Origin of the sequence: Mycobacterium sp. 1482292.6, from assembly GCF_001672995.1 — a bacterium.
GTDB classification, from domain to species: Bacteria; Actinomycetota; Actinomycetes; order Mycobacteriales; family Mycobacteriaceae; genus Mycobacterium; species Mycobacterium europaeum_A.
The window spans coordinates 32,883-54,114 of record NZ_LZKV01000152.1; the positions used below are offsets into that span (position 1 = coordinate 32,883).

Below are 21,232 nucleotides of genomic sequence, written 5' to 3' on the forward strand. Positions count from 1 at the left end.
TTTGGCGCTATGGCGACGCGGCGAAATAGCGGTTCCTAATGTCCGTCGAACCGACCACATTGCACCATACGAAGCGGCGCATTCCGGCTTTGTTGCGGTCTCGCCGGTTCGTCGCCGTAGTTGTTGCGATCGGCGGCATACAGCTGATGGTGTCGATGGACGGCCCCGTCGCGATCTTTGCGCTTCCCAGGATCCAGAACGAGCTCGGCTTATCGGATGCCGCGCGGAGTTGGGTGATCACCGCCTACATGCTGACCTTTGGCGGTTTGATGCTGCTGGGCGGCCGCCTGGGTGACGCTATCGGCCGCAAACGTGCTTTCATCGTCGGGGTCGCGCTGTTCACTTTCGCCTCGATGCTGTGCGGCGTCGCCTGGGACGGGGGCGTGTTGATATCGGCACGGCTGCTGCACGGCGGGGCCGCCGCAATCACCACACCGACGATTCTGGCGCTAATAGCGACCACGTTCCCGACGGGACCGGAACGTAACTTTGCGACGGCGGTGTTCGGCGCAACGTCTGGTCTCGGTGGGGTGCTGGGCCTGGTGGTGGGCGGGGCACTCACCGACATGTCCTGGCGCCTGGCGTTTTTGGTGAACGTGCCGATCGGTCTGGCCGTGATTTACCTCGCCGTCAACACGTTGCAGGAGACCCAGAAGGAGCGGATGAAGCTCGACAGCGCGGGGGCTGTGCTGGCCACCTTCACCTGTACCGCCGCAGTGTTCGGCCTCTCGATCGGCCCGGAGAAGGGGTGGCTATCGGCCGTCACGCTCGGTTCGGGCGTGGTGGCTCTGGCCGCTTTCGTGGCGTTCCTCGTCGTCGAGCGCAGGGCCGAGAACCCCCTCGTGCCGTTCAGCCTGTTCCTCGACCGCAACCGGCTGGCCACATTCGCATCCATGTTCCTTGCCGGTGGGATATTTTTCACCCTGACTGTGGTGGTCGGCCTGTATGTGCAGACCATCATGGGCTACAGCCCGCTGCGCGCCGGCATCGCCTTCGTCCCGTTCGGCATCGCGATGGCCATCGGGGTGGCCGTGGCGTCGAAGCTGGTGATGTGGTTCCCGCCCCGGGTGGTGGTAATCGCCAGCGGCGGCCTGATTCTGGGCGCGGCGCTGTACGGCTCGACCTTCAACCGGGGCACGCCGTACTTCCCGAATCTTGTGTTGCCGCTCATCATTGGCGCTATCGGTATCGGGGCGGTCTTCGTCTCGCTCACGCTATCGGTGATCGCCTCCGTCGATTCGGACCGGATCGGGCCCACCTCGGCGATTTCGATGATGCTGCAGACCTTGGGTGGACCGCTGGTGCTGGTCGTCATCCAGGTCGCCATCACGTCGCGCACGCTGCACCTCGGCGGCACCCTCCGGCCGGTGAAGTTCATGAACGCCGCCCAGTTGCATGCGCTGGACCGCGGCTACACCTACGGCCTGTTGTGGTTGGCCGGAGTGGTCGTGCTACTGGGTGGGGTGGCGCTGCTAATCGGGTACACCGCCGCGCAGGTAGCCCGCGCGCAGGAAGTCAAGGAAGCCATCGACGCCGGGGAGCTTTAGCTGGTCGTCGTCGGCTACGTCTACTGGACGCCGAGCGGCACGGTCGCGGTACAGTTCTCTCCGGCGGCCCGCCGCGTAATACCCAACTCCCGTAGGTCGACGAAAAGTGCTGTCGCGGAATCTAATCCGTGCCAAAAGACTCATTTTCGGTAGCGTTATTTATTGCCGGTACCGGAGCCACCACTCTGTCGCCTTGCGTCCACCACTCTATGTGCGGGTCCTGACTACGCTACCGACTTGATAAGCCTGACAACAGGATTGAAAGCCACGACGCTCGGGGCATGCACTTCGTCGAGGCCCTTTCCGGGCCCAGCCCTAGCGCGCACGGTCGGTTGCAGCGAGTGCACCGACCCATTCGGCTCATGCCAAAGCGAAATCATGGAGGACCGGTGAGTATCACCCCGTTCTACTACACAACCGACGGCACCCTCGCGACTGACAAGCCACTCGGTCGCTGCCGCAAGGAGGCGAAATGACTGCCCAACTGATCGACGACGCCATGCAGCGCTCGCCTTCGACCGATTACTCCGCCCCTATGGCCACGACGCCTGTCACTCCTGTTGCGGTGATCGGCATGGCGTGTCGGCTTCCCGGCGGCATCGACTCGCCGGATCAGTTGTGGGAAGCGTTGTTACGCGGCGATGACCTGGTCACCGAAATACCGCCCGACCGCTGGGACGCCGACGAGTACTACGACCCGGAACCCGGTGTGCCGGGCCGGTCGGTATCGCGGTGGGGCGCCTTCATCGACGACGTCGCCGGTTTCGATTCCGAGTTCTTCGGGATCAACGAGCGAGAAGCGACCGCGATGGATCCGCAACACCGGTTGCTGCTGGAGACCTCGTGGGAGGCCATGGAACACGCCGGTCTCACGAGGGAGCGCATCGCTGACTCACTGACCGGTGTGTTCCTGGGGTTGACGCATGGCGACTACCAATTGCTGGCCGCCGACGCGCACTCCGTGGAGGGGGCATATGGCTTCTCCGGCAACAGCTTCAGCCTGGCGTCCGGGCGCATCGCCTACGCCTTGGGGGTCCACGGTCCCGCATTGACGGTGGACACGGCGTGTTCTTCCGGCCTGACGGCGATACACCTGGCCTGCCGCAGCCTGCACGAGCGTGAAACCGACCTCGCGCTTGCCGGCGGGGCCACGCTGGCGTTGGATCCGCGGAAATTCTCCGCCGGGTCGGCCGAGGGCATGCTGTCGCCGACCGGATGCTGCCACGCCTTCGACGTCGCGGCGGACGGGTTCGTGGGCGGGGAGGGCAGCGTCATGGTGCTGCTCAAGCGGTTGACTGACGCGCAACGCGACGGGGACCGAATCCTGGCGGTGCTGCGCGGGACCGCTGCTAACCAGGACGGGCACACCGTGAACATCGCGACACCATCGGAGACCGCCCAGACAGCCGTGTATCAGGCGGCGTTAGCCGCCGCGGGTGTGGACGCCCGCACGGTCGGCATGGTCGAGGCGCACGGCCCCGGCACCCCGGTGGGTGACCCGATCGAATACGCCAGTCTGGCCAACGTCTATGGCGTCGACGGCCCCTGCGCGCTGGCGTCGGTGAAGACCAATTTCGGGCATACCCAAGCGGCCTCCGGAGCGCTCGGGCTGCTAAAGGCCATCCTCGCCCTGCAACACGGTGTGGTTCCCCGGAATCTGCACTTCACCCGGCTACCCGATGATCTTGCCCGAATAGATACGAAGCTGTTTGTGCCGCAGGAAAATACACGGTGGGTCACGAACGGCCATCACCCGCGGCGGGCGGCGGTCTCGTCGTATGGGCTGTCGGGAACCAACGTGCACGCCATCGTGGAACAAGCACCTGAGCAGGTTCTCGAAGCCGCTGTGTCCGAGGGTGTCTCACCCGAGGCTTCGACGACGGCGTCTCTGCTGTTTCCACTGTCGTCCACCTCGGCCGACGAACTGCGCCGCACTGCCGGCCGGCTGGCCGATTGGGTGCGAGCACATGACGACCTGGCGTTGCCCGACCTTGCCTATACCCTGGCACGTCGGCGCGCGCACCGCCCGGTACGCACCGCCGCCATAGCCGGCAACCGGAGCGAACTCGTAGAGGCCCTGCGCGAGATTGCCGACGGCGACACTCCGTATCCGGCCGCGGTCGGACAGGACGACCGCGGACCGGTATGGGTGTTTTCCGGGCAGGGTTCGCAATGGGCGGCGATGGGCGCCGACCTGTTGGCGAACGAACCGGTGTTCGCCGCCACCGTCGCGCAAGCCGAGCCGCTGATCGCCCGGGAGTCCGGATTCTCGGTGACCAACGCGATCTCGGCGCCGCAGACCGTGACCGGTCAAGACCGGGTCCAACCGACGCTGTTCACCATGCAGGTCGCCCTGGCCGCCACGATGAAGGCCTACGGGGTGCGCCCGGGGGCGGTCATCGGGCACTCTCTCGGTGAGGCCGCGGCAGCTGTCGCCGCGGGCGCGTTGTCGCTGGAAGACGGGGTGCGCGTGATCTGCCGGCGCTCGCGCCTGATGACTCGCGTGGCCGGTGCCGGTGCCACGGCTTCGGTGGAATTGCCTGCGCAGCAGGTGCTTTCGGAACTGACGGCACGCGGTATCAACGATGTCGTGGTGGCGGTCGTGGCCTCGCCGCAGTCCACGGTGATCGCCGGCGCCGCGCAAACGGTTCACGACCTGGTCGCGGCCTGGGAGCAGCGCGACGTGATGGCGCGCGAGGTTCCCACCGATGTCGCCTTCCATTCGCCTCAGGTCGATCCGATCATGGACGAATTGATCGACGTGCTCGCCGACATCAGCCCGATGACACCGCAAGTGCCCTTCTACTCGGCGACCCTGTTCGATCCGCGGGAGCAGCCGGTGTGCGATGCCCGCTATTGGGCGAACAACATGCGCCGTATGGTGCGGTTCGCCACGGCAGTGCAGGCAGCTCTCGAGGACGGCTACCGGGTCTTTGCCGAGCTGTCGCCACACCCGCTACTTGTCCGCGCCCTCGAGCAGACCGCCCGCAACCGCGAGATGCCCATGGCCGCTCTGGCCGGTATGCGCCGCGAACAGAAGCTTCCGCACGGCCTGCGTGGATTTGTGGCGGACCTGCACACCGCGGGCGCGGCGGTCGATTTCTCGGTGCTCTACCCGAGCGGGCGGCTGGTCGATGCACCGCTGCCGACGTGGACGCACCGGCGGCTGTGGTTGAGCGGCGGGGGCCAGGAATCCCCGACACATGGTGGTTGCACCGTCGCAGTGCACCCCCTGCTGGGCTCGCATGTGCGCTTGGACGAGGAACCGGAACGCCACGTCTGGCAGGCCGAGGTCGGCACCGCCGCCCACCCCTGGCTCGCGGACCACCGGCTTCGGGACGTGCCCATGCTGCCGGGAGCCGCTTACTGCGAGATGGCGCTGGCGGCGGCGCGTACCGTGCTGGGCGAGGCGGCTGAGGTTCGTGACATCCGCTTCGAGCAGGCGCTCCTGCTGGAGGAGCTGACCACGATCGGCGCCTCGGGGTCGTTGTCCTCGCCTGGCGTTGTCGACTTCACCGTGGAGTCACATCAGGGCGCCGAAAAGGCGCGGCATGCTTCCGCCGTCCTCCACGTCGCGGAGGACGAGCAGCCACTTGCGCACGACATGTCCGCACTACTTGCGGCGCATCCGGGTTGTGACGACGGCGCAGAAGTGCGCAAGCGCATGGACGAGCGGGGCGTCCACTACGGTCCCGCGTTCGCCGGTCTCGGCGCCGTGCACACCGGCGGTGGGGCGACGGGCACCGTGCTGGCCGAGGTGGCGCTACCCCGCCAAATCCGCTCGCAGCAAGCGGCTTACGGCGTGCATCCCGCACTGCTGGATGCGTGTTTTCAGTCCGTGGAGGCTCTTCCGGACGTTCAGGCCCTGGGCGAAGGCGCGCTCGGATTGGTATTGGGTATTCGCCTCCTGCGCGCCTACAGCGCTGCCCGCAACGTCCATTACTGCTACACACGGGTGACGAAAGCCGATACCTCCGGGGTCGAGGCCGACATCGACCTGCTCGACGAGCAGGGGGCGGTCCTGGTCACCGTGCAGGGGCTGCGGGTGGGCACCAGCGCGTCGGGGAGCGGCAATGACGATCGGCTGCTGGCCGAGCGGCTGTTGACCATCGAATGGCGGCAACGAGAATTGCCCGAGCTGGACCACACCGACGCCGGAAGCTGGCTGCTGATCGGCACCAGCGCCACCGCCGACGTGGTGGCCAGCACATTGGCCGACGCGCTGAAGAACCATGGGGTGCAGTGCACCACCATGTCCTGGCCGCAGCAGGCCGACCACACCTCCAACTCCGACCAGCTTGGAAACCGTTTGCGTGCCGGTGAATTCACCGGTGTGGCGATCCTCACCGGACCGAAAAACGGCGACCCCGACGAGCGGAGTGCGCAGCTGGGCCGGGACTATGTGCAACATCTGGTGCGCATTGCCCGTGAGTTGGCGGATCTTCCGGGCGAACCGCCGCGCTTATATGTCGTGACCCGCAACGCCCAAACCGTGGTGTCCAACGACGTGCCCAACCTCGAGCAGGCCGGGCTGCGGGGCCTGGTGCGGGTGATCGGCATGGAGCACCCACACCTGGGCGCCAGCCAGATCGACGTCGACGAGACCACCGACGCCGACCAGCTGGCTCGCCAACTTCTCGGCGGGTTGGAGGAGGACGAGACCGCCTGGCGGAATGGCGCGTGGTACACCGCGCGATTGTGCCCCGCCCCACTGCTCCCCGAGGAGCGGCAAACCGCCGTCGCAGACCGCGAGCGGGACGGGATACGCCTGCAGATCCGTACGCCGGGTGATCTGGAGTCACTCGAACTCGTTGCCAGCGACCGTATTCCACCCGGACCAGGACAGATCGAGGTAGCGGTCAGCGCGTCCAGCATCAACTTTGCCGACGTGCTCGTTGCGTTCGGCCGTTACCCCGCCTTCGAGGGGCGGCTGCCGCAGCTGGGCACCGACTTCGCCGGCGTGGTGACCGCCGTCGGGCCGGACGTGACCGGCCACAAGGTGGGCGATCATGTTGGGGGACTGAGCGCCAATGGTTGTTGGGGTAACTTCCTCACCTGCGACGCGCGCCTGGCTGTCACGCTGCCGGTCGGCCTGACCGATCACCAGGCCGCGGCGGTGACCACCGCGCACGCCACCGCCTATTACGGCCTGCACGAGCTGGCCCGAATCAGTGCCGGTGATCGGGTGCTGATCCACTCCGCGACCGGTGGGGTCGGACAGGCGGCGATCGCCATCGCGCGGGCTGCGGACGCCGAGATATTCGCCACAGCCGGCAGCGAGCAACGTCGACAATTATTGCGCGACATGGGAATTGAGCATGTTTATGATTCGCGGAGCGTAGAGTTCGCCGACCTGATACGCCGGGACACCGACGGGTATGGCGTGGATATCGTGCTCAACTCGGTCATCGGGCCCGCCCAGCGCGCGGGCGTCGAATTGCTCGCGTTCGGTGGGCGATTCGTCGAGATCGGCAAACGCGACATCTACGGCGATACCCGATTGGGGCTCTTCCCGTTCCGGCGCAACCTGACGTTCTACGCCCTCGACCTGGCGTTGATGTCGTTCAGTCATCCGGACCGGCTGCGTGACTTGCTGAACACGGTGTACCGGCTCACCGCGGACGGTGAGTTGCCGATGCCTGAAGCCAGGCACTACGCGCTTGCCGATGCCGCCACGGCGATTCGGGTGATGAGCGGCGCGCAACACACCGGCAAACTCGTGCTCGATATCCCGCATACCGGCCGCAGCCGCGTGATGGTGCCGCCGGCGCAGGTCGGGGTCTTCCGCAGCGACGGCGCCTACATTGTCACCGGTGGACTGGGCGGCCTGGGGCTGTTTTTGGCCGACAAGATGGCTTCGCCTGGTTCGGAGGCCGGCTGCGGGCGTATCGTGTTGTCCTCGCGTTCACAGCCAAATCCCGAGGCGCGGGCGATGATCGAACGCATCCGCGGGACGGGTGCCGATGTCGTCGTCGAGTGCGGCGACATAGCCGAGGCTGGGACGGCTCAGCGGTTGGTGGCCGCGGCAACCGCCACCGGGCTTCCGGTGCGCGGTGTGCTGCATCTGGCGGCGGTGATCGAGGATGCCACGCTGACCAACATCACGGATGATCTCATCGAACATGACTGGGCACCAAAGGTTTATGGGGCGTGGAATCTGCACACCGCCACCGCTTCGCAGCCGTTGGACTGGTTCTGCTCGTTCTCCTCGGCCGCCGCGCTGGTGGGGTCACCCGGACAGGGTGCGTACGCCGCGGCAAACAGCTGGCTGGACGCCTTCACCCGCTGGCGGCGGGCTCGGGGTCTGCCCGCCACCGCGATCGCATGGGGCGCGTGGGGGCAGATTGGACGTGGCACCGCCTTGGCCGAAGGCGCCGACGCCGCGATCGCTCCCGACGAAGGCGCTTATGCGTTCGATGCGCTGCTGCGCCACGACCGTGCCTGCACGGGCTATGCCCCGTTGACGAACACACCGTGGTTGGCCGCTTTCGCCGAGCGCAGTCCGTTCGCCGAAGCTTTCCGCTCCGACGGACAAGGTTCAACGGGCACAAGCAAACTGCGTGCCGAGCTCAATGAGCTGGCCCCGGACGAATGGCCTACCCGGCTGCGGCGCCTGATCTCTGACCAGGTCAGCCTGATCCTGCGTCGCAACGTCGATCCCGACCGTCCGCTTTCCGAGTACGGGCTCGACTCGCTGGGTGGTCTCGAACTGCTTACCCGCATCCAGACCGAAACGGGCGTACGGGTGACGCCCGCCGACATCGCAAAGATTGGCACGATCCGCGGCTTGGCCGAATTGCTGCGCGACAAGCTGGTTCCCGCGGACGCCGCCTCAAGCTGAGAGGGTTTGAAAAATGACATCTGACTACATGGTCAGCCGAAAGTCCACTCCCGAAAACCTCGACTTCTTCACCGAGAAGTCGCTCGTCGATGACCCATACGACTACTACGATGCGATCCGGCGGTGCCCGGTGTGGCGTGAGCCTGCGCACGGTGTGGTGATGGTGTCGGGGTATGACGAGGCCTTGGCGGTGCAACGCGACCCCGAACAGGCCTTCTCGGTCTGCAATATCGTCAGCGGCCCATGGTCGGGGATTCCGACCAAAACCGACAGCGACGACATTTCGGATCTGATTGAGCGGCACCGCCAGGGGGTGACGTTCGGCGACTACTTCCTGACGTTTGATCCTCCGAAGCACACGGCCCACCGCTCGCTGTTGAGCCGGTTGTTTACGCCGAAGCAGCTCAAGAACAACGAGGACTTCCTGTGGCGTCTTGCCGACGAGCAACTCAACCGGTTCCTCGCCCACGGCAAGTGCGAGATGGTCATTGACTACAATTTTCCATTCACGCTCGACGCGATTACCGACCTGCTCGACGTGCCCGAGGCCGACCGTGAGCGATTCCGCCGCGCTGCGTATGCCAGCCGCCTCGAGGGTGACCGCAGTGGTTTCGTCGGCGTGAAAGAGGAGTGGTTCGTCGAGTACATCGAGGAGCGGCGGCGCGAGCCGCGTGACGATGTCCTGACCGAGCTTGCGCTGGCAAAGTTTCCCGATGGCACGACACCTGACGCGCTTGATGTTGCCCGCGTTGCCACCTTCATGTTCGCCGCCGGCCACGGCACGACGATCGATCTGCTGAGTCTCTCGATGCTGACGCTGGCGGAGCGACCGGACTTGCAAGAGCAACTGCGCGAGGACAATTCAAAGATCAGCGCCTTCATCGAGGAGATGCTGCGCATCGAAAGCCCGATCAAAACGAATTTCCGTCTGGCGCGTCGCACCACCAGGATCGGCGACATCGATGTGCAAGCCGGCACCAGCGTGCTGGTGATGAACGGTGCGGCAAACCGCGACCCACGGCGGTTCGACGACCCCGACGAGTTCCGCCTGGGCCGCCCGAACATATTGCACCACATGGCATTCGGCCGTGGTATCCACACGTGTCCGGGCGCCCCGATTGCTCGCGCCGAAGTGCGGGTGAGCTTGGAACGCATCCTTAACCGAATGGCCGACATCCGGCTTTCAGAGGCCGAACACGGCCCGGCAGGCGCTCGTCGGCTGAAATGGGACCGCACCCCATTGTTCAGGCGCCTCAAGGAATTACACCTCGAGTTCACGCCGGTTCGGTGAACCGGTCCATCGCGACGATTAGTTGGAGATGTCAAAAATGAGGACGGTATCGTTGACTAGGTTCGCCGTCGGGATCTGCGGCCTGGCACTGTCGTTGACCGCTGGGGCCGGGCTCGCGTCGGCCGATCGGGATCTCAGCCCGTTCGTCAACACCACCTGCAATTACGGTCAGGTGATGTCGGCGCTGCAGGCGGCGGATCCCCAAGCGGCCGAACAATTCAACGCTTCGCCGGAGAGCGGCTCGTTTTTGCGGCAGTTCCTGGCCGCGCCGCCGAGTCAACGCCAGCAGATGGCCCAGATGCTGGCGAGCCAGCCGGGGGCTGACGAGCAGTTCGGACTTGTCCAGCGGGTCTTCGCCACCTGCAACAACTACTGAGCAGTTGGAGTTCTTCGTGGCTACCCTCGTCGAAAATTTTCCCGTCATCAGCACCCTGCGCGACGCAGTGTTTCTTTCGGCGACGGTCAGCGAGATCGAAAGGCTGACACCGAGAATGCGCCGCATCCGGTTCAGCGGCCCGCGCCTGCGGGGACTGACCTGGACGCCAGGTCAGCATGTCCGGCTGCAGGTCGAGAGTCTGCGTGACGCCGTGCTGCGGCTGCACCCATACCCCGTGCTGCGCACGTATTCGATCTACGACGCCGATCCCGCCCTCGGCGCACTCGACATCGTGATGGTCGACCACGACGGTGGCCGGCAGGGCGCGACACCCGCCAAGCGCTGGGCGCTGTCCACCTCGGTCGGAGACGGCGTCCATTTCACCCGGCCCCAGGGCAAGTTCGCCATCCGCCGGGACGCGCCCTACCACCTGTTCGCCGGCGAGGAAACCGCCTCGGTCGCGTTCGCCGCGATGCTTCGATCCCTGCCCCCAACCGCCGAGGTCTACGGAGCGATTGAGGCCGTGACCGACACCGATCACCTGCCCCTGGCCACACCCCTGACCCGGGTCGAGCGCGGTGGCGCACCGGCCGCGAACTCTGCCGTGCTCGCCGACGCCCTGCGCAGCCTGCCGCTGCCCGACTATCCCGGCGTCGCCTACCTCGCCGGCGAGGCCCGCACCATACAAACGCTGCGCAAAATATTGATCACCGAACGTGGCTGGGATCGACGGCAGATACGCACGAAGCCCTTTTGGACCCCCGGCCGTAGCGGAATGGAGTGATGATGGTTGAGACGCCTATGTCAGACCTGCTGTGCGAACGCGCCAGCTTGCAGCCCGACGACACGGCATTCACCTTCGTCGACTACGAGCAGGACTGGAACGGCGTTGCTGAAAGCCTGACGTGGTCGCAGCTGCATCGGCGAACGCGCAACCTTGCGCGGCGGCTTCATGATTGCGGGTCGGCGGGTGACCGCGCCGTGATCATGGCCCCGCAGGGGCTGGATTACATTGTGGCGTTTCTCGGTGCATTGCAGGCGGGTCAGATCGCGGTTCCGCTTTCAGTGCCGTTAGGTGGCGTCAGCGATGAACGCGTCAGTTCGGTGCTGCGCGACGCGTCGCCAACCGTCATCCTCACAACGTCCCCGGCCGCGGAAACCGTTGCCGGGTATGTCCAGTCGCAATCCGGCGGATTAGTTCCATCCGTCGTAGAGGTTGACCTGCTGGACCTGGACGCCCGGACAGGATACGGCCCCGCGCGCCAGAATCATTCAGAGCTGGCGTATTTGCAATACACGTCCGGATCCACCCGGCAGCCGGCCGGGGTCATGGTCTCTCAAGGCAATTTGCTGGCCAATTTCCGGCAGATCATGTCCGACTTCTGCGCGGACCACGGCGGCGTCGCGCCGCCGGACACGACCATTGTGTCGTGGCTGCCGTTTTACCACGACATGGGTTTGATACTGGGAGTGTGCGCGCCGGTGCTGGGCGGAATTCGCACCGTGCTGACCAGTCCGGTGTCGTTTCTGCAGCGACCGGCCCGGTGGATGCAGTTGCTGGCCAAGGAAAGTCACGCGTTTTCGGCGGCGCCGAACTTCGCGTTCGAATTGGCGGCACGCAAGACGTCGGACGAGGACCTGGCCGGACTGGATCTAGGCGAGGTGCTGGTCATCCTCAACGGTAGTGAGCGCGTGCATCCTGCGACGCTGCGGCGTTTCATCGATCGGTTCGCGCGGTTCAATCTGCCCGACAACGCGGTACGGCCAAGCTATGGGCTCGCCGAGGCGACGGTGTACGCGTTGACTCGCACACCGGCACAGCCGCCCAAAATGGTGCACTTCGATCCCGAGAAGCTGGCCGCCGGCAGCGCGGACCGCTGCGAAAGCCCCACCGGTACACCACTGATCAGCTACGGGGCGCCGCGGTCACCGATGATCCGCGTTGTCGACCCCGACACCAGGATCGAGTGTCCCCAGGGCACCGTGGGCGAGATCTGGATGCACGGTGGCAACGTCGCCTTGGGCTACTGGCGAAAGCCCCAGGAGACCGAACGCACGTTCGGCGATCGGCTGGTCGCTGCGTCGGACGGCACACCCGAAGCGCCGTGGCTGCGAACCGGCGACTCGGGGTTCATCTTCGAAGGCGAGCTGTTCATCATCGGCCGCATCAAGGATCTGCTGATCGTCTACGGGCGTAACCACTCGCCCGACGACATCGAAGCGACGGTCCAGGAGATCACCCGGGGCCGGTGCGCGGCGATAGCGGTCCCGCATGGGGGCATGGAAAAGCTTGTCGTGATCGCCGAAGTCAAAAACCAGCCCACGCCCCACGGAGAGGGGGCGAACAAGCTCGCCGTCGTCGAGCGCGAAGTGACCTCGGCAGTCTCCAACTCGCACGGCCTCGGCGTCGCGGATCTGGTTGTGGTGGCGCCGGGGTCGATACCGATCACCACGAGTGGCAAGGTGCGGCGTTCGGCCTGCGTCGAGCAGTACCGGCAAGGTCAGTTCGCCCGGTTGCGCGGCTAGGCGCTACCACCGGCGGGTCGCTGGGCGTTGCGCTTTTGACCAAGACGAAAGTCTAAATTGTCATTACCCCACGGATTGATGCTCATCGCTGCTTCGAGACCGCCTGGTCGCGGCGCGTAGACGCTCTAGTGGGGTCCGCTCGCACTACCGAAAGACCTGCGATCCCCGCTGTTTCTTGGCCTTTTAGCGGATGAGCTCAGTTCCGCTGGTCATTCTTCGACGTCCTTCTTTTTCGCTGCACCCCGAGACTTTCCCACCGGGCGCCAGCAGAATACGTTGCTGCCCTGACGATGCCAGAGATAGGTTTCCAGATCACCCAAGCTGGCATGCGACACAAATTTCCACATTGAAAAATCAGGTGGAGTCGATTTTCTGTGCATCGTCCCTCCCTTTCAGATGCTGGAGCCGACTCGAGCAAAGCCGGGAGATCCCGGTCGCACACCCGTCGTTGGCGGCAACTTCGGAGCAGACAAACTCGCAAAAGTCGCGGCTGAAAGCGGGATAGCCAGTGCACAACACGGGGACCGGTTCCCCGACAGCAGAACGCCGCTGCAAGGCCCCCGCCACGGCGCCCGCGGTGTAGTCCGGCGCGCGGCGGCTGGGTTGGCGGAGCCGCCGCGCGCCGGTGGTTTAGCGGTCATGGTCGAATTCGACTTTGTTTCGACAACGTTCGGCGTTGCTTTGCAATCGGTCTATTAGCGCTGCTGGCGGTGGGATCGAGCTGTCGATTGTCATCCAGCGAGATCCCCGGCGACATGCGCAATTGCGTGTCATGCTGCGGAGCCTATGGCCAGCGCTGGTCTCGCCGGGCTAGGTGCGAGCCAAATAGAGTAGTGGCAGCGTCCAGTTAGCGTGTTGTTAACACAGAAAACACCCGCCGAGGCCGATCCAGCGCAGGGCATTCATTCCGGGCAAGAGTGGGTTCGGAACGAGCGTAGATAAAGACGCACACATTGCACCACGCAGAACTCGCAAGACCGGAGATATACGCTGGGCACTTTCGCTAATGTCAATTTCAGCGGTGTGCAAGGGGCCATTCTCGGCTAATTCAGCAGCCTGCTGATTCAGCGCAGACCGGTGGCTCGACACCGCAATGCTGTCGGCGTCAACCGAGGTCACGCGCGCGGGCGATGCCCTCGAATGCCCGCACGGTAGGTTGGCGACCATGACATCGCTGCAGGACAAAGTCGTTTTCATCACCGGCGGTGCCCGGGGGATCGGGGCCGAGACCGCTCGGCGGCTGTCTGCCAGGGGCGCCAGGCTCGTCCTGACCGATCTCAACGAAACCGACCTGAAAACGCTGGCCGCCGAACTCGGCGAAGAACGGGTGTTGACGGCCGTCGCCGACGTGCGCGACCTGTCCGCGATGGAGTCCGCCGCCGCCCGCGCCGTCGAGCGATTCGGCGGCATCGACGTGGTGCTGGCCAACGCCGGCATCGCCAGCTACGGATCGGTGCTGCAGGTCGACCCCGACGCGTTCAAACGGGTGCTCGACATCAATGTGCTCGGCGTCTTTCACACCGTGCGCGCCACGTTGCCGGCGTTGATCGAGCGCCGCGGCTACGTGCTCATCGTGTCGTCGCTGGCCGCCTACACCGCCTGCCCCGGGCTGGCGCCGTACAACGCGTCTAAGGCCGGCGTCGAACTGCTGGCCAACGCGCTGCGGCTGGAGGTGGCCCACCTGGGCGTCACGGTCGGCTCGGCGCACATGTCCTGGATCAACACCGCCCTGGTCCGCGACACCCAGTCGGACCTGCCGGCGTTCAACCAGCTGCTGGCCAGCTTCCCGTGGCCATTGAGCAAGACGACGACCGTCGACAAGTGCGCGGCCGCCTTCGTCAAGGGGATCGAGCGGCGGCGCACCCGCGTCTACTGCCCACGCTGGGTGGCGCTGTTCCGTTGGGTCAAGCCGGTGCTGTCCAGTCCGGTCGGCGAAATGCCCCTGCACAAATCCACCGCCGAGCTGCTGCCCCAGCTGGACGCCCAAGTCGCCGCGCTGGGCCGCTCCACCAGCGCCTACAACCGCGACCTCGGCAGCTCCTAGCCGGTCGGGGCCGCGCGCTGCGACGCGACGGCCGCCACCCGCCGGCGCACCAGGAACCATCCGGCGCTCAGCGCCGGAATGACCACCACCACCGTCGCGATGGTCCAGGTGCCGGTGTCCTTATCGAACGCCATCATGACCAGGACGGCGGCCAAAAATGCCAGGGTGAGATACCCGGAATACGGGGCCCACGGCATCCGGAACTGCGGGCGTTCTACCTGCCCCGCCTTGGCCAGCCGGTAGAAGCGCAGCTGACACAGCACGATGGTGGCCCAGCTCGCGAGGATTCCCGGCGCCACGATGTTGAGCACGATCTCGAAGGCCTCGCCGGGGTTGACGGCGTTCAGGCCGATGCCGAGCAGGCAGATGGCGGCCGCCATCGCGATGCCGACGAAGGGCACCCCGTTCTTCGACATCCGGGTGGCGAACCGGGGACCGCTGCCGCTGGACGCCATCGAGTGCATGATGCGGCCGGTGGAATACAGCCCGGCGTTCAGGCTCGACAGGGCGGCGGTGAGCACCACGATGTTCATCAGGTCGCCGGCGCCGTGGAAGCCGATCTTGGAAAAGAAGGTGACGAAAGGACTTTCGGTGGCCTTGTAGGAGGTGTAGGGCAGCAGCAATGCCAGCAGCGCCACCGACCCGACGTAAAAGATCGCGATCCGCGCGATCACCGCGTTGATCGCGCGGGGCATGACCCGCTCCGGCTCGGCGGTCTCCCCGGCGGCCGTGCCCACCAATTCGATGGCGGCATAGGCGAATACGACACCCGAGGTGGTCAGCAGGACCGCCAGCACGCCGGAGGGAAACAGTCCGCCGTGATTGGTCCACAGGCTCAGTCCGGTGCTGTGGCCCCCGATCCGATACCGGCCCGCCAGGAAGACGATCCCGACCGCCAGGAAGGCCACCAGCGCGAGAACCTTGACCAGCGCCGCCCAGAATTCCAGCTCACCGAACCACTCCACCGAGATCAGGTTCATCGACAGCACCACGACGAGGGCCAGCAGGGCCAACACCCACTGGGGGATGGATTCGAAGGCCGTCCACCGCCGCAGGTAGGTGGCGATCGCGGTGGTGTCGACGATGGCCGTCATCGACCAGCCCAGGAAGTACATCCAGCCGATCGCGTAGGCGGCCTTCTCGCCGAAGAACTCTCGCGAATACGACACGAACGAGCCCGACGACGGCCGATGCAAGACCAACTCGCCCAGGGCTCGCAGGATGAGGAAGACGAAGACCCCGCACACGGCGTAGATCAGGAACATCCCGGGCCCCGCCTTGGCCAGCCGCCCGCCCGCCCCGAGGAACAGCCCGGAGCCGATCGCGCCGCCGATGCCGATCATCTGCACCTGGCGGGGCTTGAGTCCCTTGCGGTAGCCGGCGTCTTCGCCGACTGCGCCAGCTGCGGGATCTGGGCCGGCTAGAGGAGCTGAACCGGCTACGGGATCGGGGTTGCCATCATCGGGCAACGCGGCCATGAAACGTCCAATCGGTAGGTCGCGACGCGATGCTTCCGTAGTTGATCGGCCGACGGCAAGTTCAACAGCGCTGTGAGCGTCAGCGCCCGAAGCCGGGGCGACGCCGGCGCAGGTAACGCTCGAACTCGGCGGCCAGCGCGTCGCCGTCGATCTTGCCCAAGGCGTCGTTCATGTCGACCTCGGCGTCGCCGCGTTGCTCGAGCGACAGCACGTACTCGGCGAGGTCCTCGTCCTCGGCCGTCATCTCGGTGACCGCCTGCTCCCATTCCTCGGCGTCCGTCGGCAGGTCGGCCAGCGGCACCTCGATGTCGAGGACGTCCTCGACGCGGCGCAGCAGGGCCACCGTGGCCTTCGGGTTCGGCGGCTGCGAGACGTAGTGCGGCACCGCCGCCCAGAACGTCACCGCGGGAATCCCGGCGGCCACGCAGGAGTCCTGGAACACCCCGGCGATGCCGGTCGGCCCCTCGTAGCGGCTTTCCTCGAGGCCGAAGCGTTTCGCCGACTCGGGGGAGTAGGCCGCGCCCGACACCGGAACCGGCCGGGTGTGCGGGGTGTCGGCCAGCAGGGCGCCCAGGATCACCACCGTGTCGACGTTGAGCTTGTCGGCGATGGCCACCAGCTCCGCGCAGAAGGTCCGCCAGCGCATGTTGGGTTCCACCCCGTGCATCAGCACGACGTCGCGGTCGCTGCCCGGCGGGCGACAGTGCGAGATCCGCATCGCCGGCCACACCAGCTCGCGGGTCACCCCGTCCACCTGCCGAATCACCGGGCGATTCACCTGGTAGTCGTAGTAGGCCTCGTCGTCGATCTCCAAGATCGGGTCCGCTTCCCAGATGGCCTCGAGGTGTTCGAGCGCGTCGCTGGCCGCGTCGCCGGCGTCGTTCCAACCCTCGAACGCGGCCACGACGACGGTGTGGTGCAGTTCCGGCAATGCCGTTTCGCCAAAGGGGGGGCCGTCGGGCGGGGTCACAGATTTAGCGTACGGCCTTCCGGCCCGATGTTCGGGGCGCGGTGGCCAAGGATTGTCGGCCGATTGACGTTCAACCGGGGGCTTTGCATAGGACGACTATTCTTATGACGTGACAGCCGCCAAGGGACACCGCTGCGACACTGACATCCTTGGCGGTCCAGACGAAATAGGTTCGGCTGCGATTTCGTTAACCTGGGCAACTATGTCGCAGGCAGACTTCACGAGCTGTCGATAGCGGCGATGAGTTGGGCGTCCGGACGTCGATCGGGTGACGACGTAGACTTTTCTGGTCGAGAGGCGTTGCAACGGGTACGGGTCTTTGCCGGTATCCGCCACGCTCGGCAGAGTCAAGGACGCCTTCCGTTATGGAAGGAGTGCACGTGACCGCCGTTGAGGCCCAGACTTCCGCGCCGAACACCTTCGCGCCGAACATCCGCCCCGACTGCACCGACGAGCTGACGGCGGCGCTGCGCCAGCGGATCGTGGTGATCGACGGCGCGATGGGCACCGCGATCCAGCGCGACCGGCCGGACGAGGCCGGCTACCGCGGCGACCGGTTCACGGAGTGGCCGACCGCGCTGCAGGGCAACAACGACCTGCTCAACCTGACGCAGCCCCAGATCATCGAGGGGATCCACCGCGAGTATCTCGAGGCGGGCGCCGACATCCTGGAGACCAACACGTTCAACGCGAACGCGATCTCCCTCTCGGACTACGACATGGCGGAGCTGGCCTACGAGCTGAACTACGCCGGCGCCGCCCTGGCTCGCAAGGCCGCCGACGAGTACAGCACCCCGGACAAGCCCCGCTACGTCGCCGGCGCCATCGGGCCGACCACCCGGACCGCGTCGATCTCGCCGGACGTCAACGACCCCGGGGCCCGCAACGTCTCCTACGACCAGCTGGTCGCCGCCTACCTCGAGGCCGCCAACGGCCTGGTCGACGGGGGCGCCGACCTGCTGATCATCGAGACGATCTTCGACTCGCTGAACGCCAAGGCGGCGGTGTTCGCGGTCGAGACCCTGTTCGAGGACCGGGGACGCCGCTGGCCGTTGATCATCTCGGGCACCATCACCGATGCGTCCGGGCGGACGTTGTCCGGTCAGGTCACCGAGGCCTTCTGGAACGCGATCAGGCACGCGAAGCCGATCGCGGTCGGGCTCAACTGCGCGCTGGGCGCGCCCGAGATGCGGCCCTACATCGCCGAGATGTCGCGCATCGCCGACACCTTCGTCTCCTGCTACCCGAACGCCGGCCTGCCCAACGCCTTCGGCGAGTACGACGAGACCCCGCAGCGGCAGGCCGGCTACATCGCCGACTTCGCCGACGCCGGCCTGGTCAACCTGGTCGGTGGCTGCTGCGGAACCGCGCCGCCGCACATCGCCGAGATCGCCAAGGTCGTCGAGGGCAAACCACCCCGGGAGGTGCCGAAAATCGAAGTGGCGACCCGGCTTTCGGGCCTGGAGCCGCTCAACATCACCGACGACTCCCTGTTCGTGAACATCGGTGAGCGCACCAACATCACCGGCTCCGCCCGGTTCCGCAACCTGATCAAGGCCGAGGACTACGACACCGCGCTCTCGGTCGCGCTGCAGCAGGTCGAGGCCGGCGCGCAGGTCATCGACATCAACATGGACGAGGGCATGATCGACGGCGTCGCCGCGATGGACCGGTTCACCAAGCTGATCGCGGCCGAGCCGGACATCAGCCGCGTGCCGGTGATGATCGACTCGTCCAAGTGGGAGGTCATCGAGGCCGGCCTGAAAAACGTGCAGGGCAAGCCGATCGTCAACTCGATCTCCATGAAAGAGGGCGAGGAGAAGTTCATCCGCGAGGCGCGGCTGTGCCGCAAGTACGGCGCCGCCGTGGTCGTGATGGCCTTCGACGAGCAGGGCCAGGCCGACAACCTGGAGCGCCGCAAACAGATCTGCGGGCGCGCCTACCGGATCCTGACCGAAGAGGTCGGCTTCCCGCCCGAGGACATCATCTTCGACCCGAACTGCTTCGCGCTGGCGACCGGCATCGAGGAGCACGCGACCTACGGGATCGACTTCATCGAGGCCTGCGCCTGGATCAAGGAGAACCTGCCCGGGGTGCACATCTCCGGCGGCATCTCCAACGTGTCGTTCTCGTTCCGCGGCAACAACCCCGTCCGCGAGGCGATCCACGCGGTATTCCTGTTCCACGCCATCAAGGCCGGCCTGGACATGGGCATCGTCAACGCCGGTGCGCTGGTGCCCTACGACTCGATCGACCCCGAGCTGCGGGACCGCATCGAGGACGTCGTGTTGAACCGTCGCGAGGACGCGGCCGAACGGCTGCTGGAAATCGCCGAGCGGTTCAACAGCAAGGACAAGGGTGAGGACCCGAAGGCGGCCGAATGGCGCGGCCTGCCGGTCCGGGAGCGGATCACCCACGCGCTGGTCAAGGGCATCGACGCCCACGTCGATGACGACACCGAGGAGTTGCGCGCCGAGATCGCCGCCGCGGGCGGCCGCCCGATCGAGGTGATCGAGGGCCCGCTGATGGACGGCATGAACGTCGTCGGTGACCTGTTCGGCTCCGGCAAGATGTTTTTGCCCCAGGTCGTGAAGTCGGCCCGGGTGATGAAGAAGGCCGTCGCGTACCTGCTGCCGTTCATCGAGAAGGAGAAGGAAGAGAACGGTACCGCTGCCGCCAAGGACACCAACGGCACTATCGTGATGGCCACGGTGAAGGGCGACGTCCACGACATCGGCAAGAACATCGTCGGAGTCGTGCTGCAGTGCAACAACTTTGAAGTGATCGACCTTGGGGTGATGGTGCCCGCCCAGAAAATCCTGGACGCGGCCAAGGAGCACGACGCCGACATCATCGGGCTGTCGGGCCTGATCACGCCGTCCCTGGACGAGATGGCCAACTTCGCCGTCGAGATGGAACGCGAGGGCCTGGAGATCCCGCTGCTGATCGGCGGCGCGACCACCTCGCGCGCGCACACGGCCGTGAAGATCTCGCCGCGGCGCAGCGGTCCGGTGGTCTGGGTCAAGGACGCGTCCCGCTCGGTGCCGGTCGCCGCCGCGCTGCTGGACCCCAAGCAGCGGGGTCCCCTGCTGGAGGCCACCGAGAAGGACTACGCGTCCCTGCGCGAACGGCACGCCCAGAAGAACGAGCGGCCGACGCTGACACTGGAGAAGGCCCGCGCCAACCGGACGCCGATCGACTGGGACGGCTACACGCCGCCGGTGCCCGCAATAGGTACGGGAGTACGGGAATTTCAGGACTACGACCTCGCGGAGCTGCGCGAGTACATCGACTGGCAGCCGTTCTTCAACGCCTGGGAGATGAAGGGCAGATTCCCCGACATCCTCAACAACCCGGCCTCGGGCGAGGCCGCTCGCAAGCTGTACGACGACGTGCAGGAGATGCTCGACACCCTGATCAAGGAGAAGTGGCTGACCGCCAACGGCGTGATCGGGTTCTTCCCCGCCAACGCGGTCGGCTCGGGGGTGGAAGACATCGAGGTGTACACCGACGACACCCGCACCGAGGTGCTGACCACCTTGCACAACCTGCGCCAGCAGGGCGAGCACCGGGAAGGAATCCCCAACCGGTCGCTGAGCGACTACGTCGCGCCCAAGGACACCGGCCTGGCCGACTACATCGGCGCCTTCGCCGTCACCGCGGGGCTCGGCAGCCAGGAGAAGATCGCCGAGTTCAAGGCGGCGCTCGACGACTACAGCGCGATCCTGCTGGAGTCGGTCGCCGACCGGCTGGCCGAGGCGTTCGCCGAACGCATGCACCAACGGGTCCGCAAGGAGTTCTGGGGATACCAGCCGGACGAGCAACTGGACAACGACGCGCTCATCGACGAGAAGTACCGGGGCATCCGGCCCGCCCCCGGCTACCCGGCCTGCCCGGAGCACACCGAGAAGGCGACGCTCTGGAAATTGATGGACGTCAAGGAGCGGACCGGCATCGAGTTGACCGATTCGATGGCCATGTGGCCCGGTGCCGCCGTCAGCGGCTGGTATTTCTCGCACCCGCAGTCGCAGTACTTCGTGGTCGGCCGGATGGCCCAGGACCAGGTCGCCGACTACGCGAAGCGCAAGGGCTGGACCCTGGCCGAAGCCGAACGCTGGCTCGCCCCCAACCTCGGTTACAACCCGGAGGACTGAGCTCT

10 protein-coding genes are annotated in these 21,232 nt (G+C 66.0%); 8 read left to right on the plus strand and 2 right to left on the minus strand.

Annotated elements, in window-relative coordinates:
- The first annotated feature begins 38 nt into the window (after positions 1-38).
- The 7 genes from A5624_RS14960 (at position 39) to A5624_RS14990 (ending at position 14,625) form a co-directional block, all read left to right on the plus strand.
- Positions 39-1,547, plus strand: a complete 1,509-nt coding sequence (locus A5624_RS14960) for an MFS transporter (protein WP_066867436.1) — start codon at positions 39-41, stop codon at positions 1,545-1,547.
- A 472-nt stretch (positions 1,548-2,019) separates the two neighbouring features.
- Positions 2,020-8,388 carry a type I polyketide synthase gene (pks2, locus tag A5624_RS14965; protein ID WP_066867437.1) on the plus strand — a complete coding sequence of 2,123 codons (6,369 nt, stop codon included), beginning with the start codon at positions 2,020-2,022 and terminating at the stop codon, positions 8,386-8,388.
- A 13-nt stretch (positions 8,389-8,401) separates the two neighbouring features.
- Positions 8,402-9,679, plus strand: coding sequence for a cytochrome P450 (locus A5624_RS14970; RefSeq protein ID WP_066867439.1), 1,278 nt, complete (start codon positions 8,402-8,404; stop codon positions 9,677-9,679).
- 37 nt (positions 9,680-9,716) lie between these two features.
- Positions 9,717-10,055: a hemophore-related protein gene (locus A5624_RS14975; protein WP_066867507.1), complete on the plus strand. Its 339-nt coding sequence runs from the start codon at positions 9,717-9,719 to the stop codon at positions 10,053-10,055.
- Positions 10,056-10,071: 16 nt separating this feature from the next.
- Positions 10,072-10,839 carry a siderophore-interacting protein gene (locus A5624_RS14980; RefSeq protein WP_197499361.1) on the plus strand — a complete coding sequence of 256 codons (768 nt, stop codon included), beginning with the start codon at positions 10,072-10,074 and terminating at the stop codon, positions 10,837-10,839.
- 2 nt (positions 10,840-10,841) lie between these two features.
- A complete protein-coding gene (locus A5624_RS14985) occupies positions 10,842-12,581 on the plus strand; it encodes an AMP-binding protein (RefSeq protein ID WP_066867510.1) in 1,740 nt (579 codons plus the stop codon).
- Between the two features lie 1,165 nt (positions 12,582-13,746).
- Positions 13,747-14,625 (plus strand): SDR family oxidoreductase, encoded by an 879-nt coding sequence (locus tag A5624_RS14990; protein WP_066867513.1) that lies wholly within the window; start codon positions 13,747-13,749, stop codon positions 14,623-14,625.
- Here A5624_RS14990 and A5624_RS14995 read toward each other — a convergent pair.
- The gene (locus A5624_RS14995; protein WP_066867443.1) at positions 14,622-16,103 is read right to left on the minus strand and encodes an amino acid permease; all 1,482 of its coding nucleotides are present in this window, start codon (positions 16,101-16,103) and stop codon (positions 14,622-14,624) included. The genes A5624_RS14990 and A5624_RS14995 overlap by 4 nt on opposite strands.
- 79 nt (positions 16,104-16,182) lie before the next feature.
- The gene (locus A5624_RS15000) at positions 16,183-17,073 is read right to left on the minus strand and encodes a PAC2 family protein (protein ID WP_197498159.1); all 891 of its coding nucleotides are present in this window, start codon (positions 17,071-17,073) and stop codon (positions 16,183-16,185) included.
- A 365-nt stretch (positions 17,074-17,438) separates the two neighbouring features.
- Here A5624_RS15000 and metH point away from each other — a divergent pair, with 365 nt between their 5' ends.
- A complete protein-coding gene (gene metH / locus A5624_RS15005) occupies positions 17,439-21,227 on the plus strand; it encodes a methionine synthase (protein ID WP_066867447.1) in 3,789 nt (1,262 codons plus the stop codon).
- Positions 21,228-21,232 lie beyond the last annotated feature (5 nt).